Origin of the sequence: Streptomyces murinus (assembly GCF_002154555.1) — a bacterium.
Lineage (GTDB): Bacteria > Actinomycetota > Actinomycetes > Streptomycetales > Streptomycetaceae > Streptomyces > Streptomyces murinus.
The window spans coordinates 1-3,219 of the sequence record NZ_MUNF01000787.1 but is presented as its reverse complement, the minus strand read 5'-3'; the positions used below and the strand labels follow the sequence as shown (position 1 = coordinate 3,219).

The 3,219-nt window shown below is 74.7% G+C and carries 4 protein-coding genes; 3 read left to right on the top strand and 1 reads right to left on the bottom strand.

Going from position 1 to position 3,219, the window contains the following annotated elements; all coding sequences use genetic code 11:
* Positions 1-87: 87 nt before the first annotated feature.
* From CCN72_RS35050 to CCN72_RS35040, 3 genes are read left to right on the top strand one after another with little or no spacing between them, the layout of a single operon-like run.
* Positions 88-765: a uracil-DNA glycosylase gene (locus tag CCN72_RS35050; RefSeq protein ID WP_085562913.1), complete on the top strand. Its 678-nt coding sequence runs from the start codon at positions 88-90 to the stop codon at positions 763-765.
* Complete coding sequence (locus tag CCN72_RS35045; RefSeq protein WP_086812399.1) at positions 762-1,805, top strand: N-acetylglucosamine kinase; 1,044 nt, start codon at positions 762-764, stop codon at positions 1,803-1,805. Before CCN72_RS35050 ends, CCN72_RS35045 begins: the two co-directional genes overlap by 4 nt.
* An 11-nt stretch (positions 1,806-1,816) precedes the next feature.
* A complete protein-coding gene (locus CCN72_RS35040; RefSeq protein WP_086812397.1) occupies positions 1,817-2,743 on the top strand; it encodes a sirohydrochlorin chelatase in 927 nt (308 codons plus the stop codon).
* Between the two features lie 89 nt (positions 2,744-2,832).
* Here CCN72_RS35040 and CCN72_RS35035 read toward each other — a convergent pair.
* A partial coding sequence (locus tag CCN72_RS35035) for a lactonase family protein (protein ID WP_143664311.1) occupies positions 2,833-3,219 on the bottom strand: 387 nt, incomplete at its 5' end.

Sequence of the window (3,219 nt, the reverse complement as noted above, 5' to 3'; positions counted from 1 at the left end):
TTCCAGGGGGCCGGGGGCGCGGGGCATCCGGCCGGGTTCCGGCCATCGGTTGATCACCGGCGGCCGTACGGCAGTAGGGTGACGCCCGTGGCACCACGACCCTTGCATGAAATCGTCGAACCGGGCTGGGCGAAAGCCCTGGAACCCGTGGCCGGACGGATCGCCCAGATGGGCGACTTCCTGCGCGCGGAGATCGCCGCGGGACGTACCTACCTACCGGCCGGAAGCAATGTCCTGCGGGCATTCCAGCAACCCTTCGACGAGGTAAGGGTCCTGATCGTCGGTCAGGACCCGTATCCCACCCCGGGGCACGCGGTGGGCCTGTCGTTCTCGGTCGCTCCCGAGGTACGGCCCCTGCCGCCGAGCCTGATCAACATCTACCGCGAGCTGAACAACGACCTGGGGCTGCCCCAGCCGTCCAACGGCGACCTCACCCCCTGGACCCAGCAGGGCGTCCTGCTGCTGAACAGGGCGCTGACCACCGCGCCGCGCAGCCCGGCCGCCCATCGGGGCAAGGGCTGGGAAGAGGTCACCGAGCAGGCCATCCGGGCGCTCGCGGCGCGCGGCAAGCCGCTGGTGTCCATCCTGTGGGGCCGTGACGCGCGCAATCTGCGTCCGCTGCTCGGGAGCCTGCCGGCGGTGGAGTCCTCGCACCCCTCGCCGATGTCGGCCGACCGCGGCTTCTTCGGCTCGCGCCCCTTCAGCCGGGCCAACGACCTGCTGATCCAGCAGGGCGGACAGCCCGTGGACTGGCGCCTGCCGTGACCGTCGCCGGGTATCTCGCCGTGGACTCCGGCGGCTCCGGCCTCCGGGTCGCCGTCGGCGTGCCGGGGCGGGCGCCCTCGGCACAGCGGGAGACCCGGGAGCCGGTCCGTACCGGCGCGCGCGGCATCGACCCGGCCCATCTGATGTCCCAACTCACCCCGCTGGCCAGGGAGTTGGCGGCCGAGGCGGGGGTGGACGAGCTGGGCACGGCGGTCGTCGGCGCCGCCGGGTTCGCCACCCTGGGCGACGCCCTGCGCGCCGAACTGCCGGACGCCCTCGCCCGCGCACTGGGGGTACGACGGGTCGCGCTCGCCGCCGACGCCGTCACCGCGTATGCCGGGGCCCTCGGTTCCCGGCCGGGCGCGGTGCTCGCCGCGGGCACCGGTCTGATCGCCATCGGCACCGACCTGACCGGCTGGCGGCGGGCCGACGGCTGGGGGCATCTGCTGGGCGACTGCGGCGGCGGCGCCTGGATCGGCCGCGCCGGTCTGGAGGCGGCGCTGCGGGCCCACGACGGCCGTGCGGGCGGCTCGGCCGCGCTGCTGAGGTGCGCGGAGGAACAGTTCGGGCCGGTGCGCCAACTGCCCGGCCTGCTCTATCCGCGGACCGACCGGGCCGCCGTACTCGCCTCGTTCGCGCCCCGGGTGGCCGATCGCAGCGCGGACGACCCCGTCGCAGCGGAAATCCTGCGCGCCGCGGCGCGGCACATGGCGGACTCGGCCGCGGCCGTGTGCCCGGTGGACGGGACGCCCGAAGTGGCGGTCACCGGTGGCCTGTCCAAGATAGGCGATCCTCTGCTCGTGCCGCTGCGCGAGGAGTTGGCGCGACGGCTGCCGCACGCCCGCCAGGTGCCGCCCGAGGGCGACCCGTTGCACGGCGCGGTACGGATCGCGGCCGAGCTGGCCACCGGGCGGCTCACGCTGCCGGGTGAACCGACAATGCTGCACGTCACAGCCGCCACCCGTAAGCGGACAGACAAATCCGGACGGATACCGCTCACCTGTACCCTCCCCGAACAGGACCATCCGGGAAACCAGTAACATGCGGCGCCATGAGCTCCTCCACTGGACCCGAGTCCGGCCTCCCAGTACGAATGCCGCGACCCCGCCAGCCCGGACGGCACCGCCGGCCCGAACCGCTGGTGGCTCCCGAGGGCGCGCCCGCGCTCGTCCTCGCGGTGCCCGGTGTGCCCAGCGCTGCCACGCGTGGCCTCGCCGAGGAGGTCGTGAGCATCGCCCGTTCCGAGCTGCCCGGCCTGAACGCCCGGATCGGCTACCTGGACGGTGACGACGCCGAGTTCCCCTCGCTGCGGTCGGTGCTGGCGCACGCCGCCGAGGAGCGCACGGCCCGTTACGAGCAGGCCGTCGCCGCCGGCGTCGAGGGCCTGCGGGAGCCCGACGGCCCGGTCGCCGTCGTCGTACCGCTGCTGGCCGGTCCGGACAACGCGCTGCTGCGGCAGATCCGCCAGTCGGTGAACGACAGCCGGGTCGCGGCCGAGCTGACCGATGTCCTCGGCCCGCACCCGCTGCTCGCCGAGGCGCTGCACGTACGGCTGTCCGAGGCGGGCCTGGCCCGCGCGGACCGTGCCCGGCTGTTCACCGTGGCCACGGCCGCCGACGGCATCGTGCTGGCCTCCGTGGGCGGTGAGGAGGCCGTGCAGGCGGCCGGGATCACCGGCATGCTGCTCGCCGCACGCCTGGCCGTGCCGGTGATGGCGGCGGCCCTGGACCAGGAGGGTTCCATCTCCTCGGTCGCCGAGCAGCTGCGTTCCTCCGGTTCGCAGCAGCTGGCGCTCGCGCCGTACCTGGTCGGCCCGGAGATCGACGCGACGCTGCTCGCGGCCGCCGCCGAGGAGGTGGGCTGCTCGATGGCCGAGCCGCTGGGCGCCTACCCGGCGATCGGCAAGCTGGCCCTCGCCAAGTACACGACGGCCCTGGGTATCGCGCCGCAGCAGGCGCAGGGCACCCCGGTCCGCTGACCGCACGAAAACGGAAATTCGCACAAGCAGGGCCCGCTCCCCTTGGGGGCGGGCCCTTCGCCCTGCCGGGGATCCGGTGTCGTGCGCGCTCAGCCGAAGACGACGCACGAGGCCGCGGCGACCTGCACCGAGCCGTCGTAGCGCGGTACGCCGGTCGCCTCGTCCACGGCGAACCAGCAGACGTCGCCGGAGCGCTCGTTGGCCACGTACAGGAAGCCGTCGTGCGCGGCCAGGGCGCGGGGCCAGTGGCCGCCGCAGGGCACGGTGCCGAGCAGTCTGAGGCCGTCCCCCTCGACGGCGAGCACCGACAGGACGTCCTCGCCCCGGGTCGCCGTCCACACGAAGCGGCCGTCGGGGGCGACCACGATCCCCGAGGGGTAGGCGTCGCCGGCCGGGGCGCCCGGCAGCAGGGGGACCTCGGTGAGCGGCTTCAGGGAGCCGGCCGAGGCGTCCCAGCGGCACACGGTCACCGTCGG

What these genes read in the sequence shown, in the direction of transcription:
- CCN72_RS35040 (WP_086812397.1), top strand. Translation starts at nt 1,817, where the DNA reads ATGAGCTCCTCCACTGGACCCGAGTCCGGCCTCCCAGTACGAATGCCG.